The sequence below is a fragment of the Streptomyces sp. NPDC101110 genome, assembly GCF_044759525.1.
Lineage (GTDB): Bacteria > Actinomycetota > Actinomycetes > Streptomycetales > Streptomycetaceae > Streptomyces.
Genome location: NZ_JBIVZM010000032.1, coordinates 1 through 1,929 on the forward strand (window position 1 = coordinate 1; position 1,929 = coordinate 1,929).

The following is a 1,929-nucleotide window of genomic DNA, read 5'->3' on the forward strand; positions in this document are numbered from 1 at the left end:
GCATGGTGGTGGGGGGCCGCGGTTGGTGAACATGTATGGGATTACGGAGACGACGGTTCACGTCACGTATTCCCCCGTGGAGCCCGTGGAGCCCGTGGAGCCCGGGGAGCCCGGGGAGCCCGGGGAGCCCGGGGGGCCCGTGGAGCCCGGGGAGGCTCGTGGTGGTGTGATCGGTGTGGGGCTTCCGGATCTGCGGGTGTTCGTGCTGGATGAGGGTCTGCGTCCGGTGCCGGTGGGTGTGGCGGGGGAGTTGTATGTGGCGGGGGCGGGTTTGGCGCGGGGGTATTTGGATCGTGCGGGGCTGACGGCGGGGCGGTTTGTGGCGTGTCCGTTCGGTCCGGCGGGTGCGCGGATGTACCGGACGGGGGACCGTGCGCGCTGGATTGCTGATGGCCGGCTGGTCTATGAGGGCCGGGTGGATGCGCAGGTGCAGTTGCGTGGGTTCCGGGTGGAGTTGGGTGAGGTGGAGGCGGTGCTGTCGCGTCACGACGCGGTGGTGGATGTGGCGGTGGTGGTGCGTGATGAGCGGCTGATCGCGTATGTGGTGGGTGATGTGGAGGGGGCGCTGCTGCGGGCGTTCGCCGGGGAGTGGCTGCCGGAGTACATGGTGCCGTCGGCGGTCGTGACGCTGGAGGCGTTGCCGTTGACGGTGAACGGCAAGCTGGACCGCAAGGCGCTGCCCGCGCCGGAGTTCACGGCGGGCGCGGGGCGTGGTCCGGTGACGGTGCAGGAGGAGATCCTGTGCCAGGTGTTCGCCGAGGTCCTTGGTCTGCCGGCGGTCGGTGTGGAGGACGACTTCTTCGCGCTGGGCGGGCACTCCCTGCTGGCCGTGTCACTGGTCGAGCAGCTCCGCAGCCGGGGCGTGTCCGTCTCCGTTCGCGCACTCTTCCAGACACCGACAGCTGCGGGGCTCGCGGCAGCCGCTGGTCCCGCCGAGGTGGTGGTGCCGCCGAACCTGATTCCGCATGACGCCGAGCACATCACTCCGGACATGCTGCCGCTGGTCGATCTCGACGAGGCCGAGCTGGCGCACGTCATCGAGCAGATACCTGGGGGCGCGGCCAACATCGCCGACGTCTACCCGCTCGCCCCGCTGCAGGAAGGCCTGTTCTTCCACCACCTGTTGCAGGCGGATGGCGGCGGTGCGGATGCGTATGTGGTGCCACGGGTGCTCCAATTCGACTCGCGTGAGCGGCTGGATTCCTTCCTCGAGGCTCTTCAGCAGGTCGTGGACCGGCATGACATCTACCGCACGGCGATCGTGTGGGAGCAACTGCGTGAGCCGGTCCAGGTCGTGGTCCGCCGGGCCGACCTGCCGGTCACTGAAGTCGCTGTCGATCGGGAAAGCAGTGATGTCGCCAGTCAGTTGACTGCGGTGGCCGGGTCGAGGATGGATATCGGCCGTGCGCCGCTGATCGACGTGCACATCGCCTCACAGCCGGGCGAGGCCAGTGGATGGCTGGCGTTGCTGCGCATGCACCACCTCGTCCAGGACCACACCACACAGGACGTGCTGCTGGAAGAGATGGGCGCGTTCCTGTCCGGGCGGGAGGATTCCCTGCCGGAGCCGCTGCCGTTCCGCAACTTCGTGGCGCAGGCGCGGCTGGGCGTGACGCGGGAGGAGCACGAGCGGTACTTCGCCGATCTGCTGGGCGATGTGGAGGAGACCACCGCTCCGTACGGTCTGCTGGATGTGCACGGTGACGGCAGCGGCGTTGTGCGCTCCCACCTGCGGGTCGACGAGGAGGTGGGCCGGCGGGTGCGTGAGGTCGCCCGGTCGCTCGGCGTGAGCCCGGCCAGCGTGTTCCACCTGGCCTGGGCGCGGGTGCTGGCCACGGTCAGTGGTCGTGACGACGTCGTGTTCGGCACGGTGCTGTTCGGGCGGATGAATGCCGGTGCGGGTGCGGACCGGGTGCCGGGGTTGTTCAT

Annotated in this window: 1 protein-coding gene; it reads left to right on the forward strand. The window is 69.2% G+C overall.

Going from position 1 to position 1,929, the window contains the following annotated elements:
- Positions 1-31: 31 nt before the first annotated feature.
- On the forward strand, positions 32-1,929 hold a 1,898-nt coding region (locus ACIQU3_RS36820), incomplete at its 3' end, for a condensation domain-containing protein (RefSeq protein WP_403930160.1).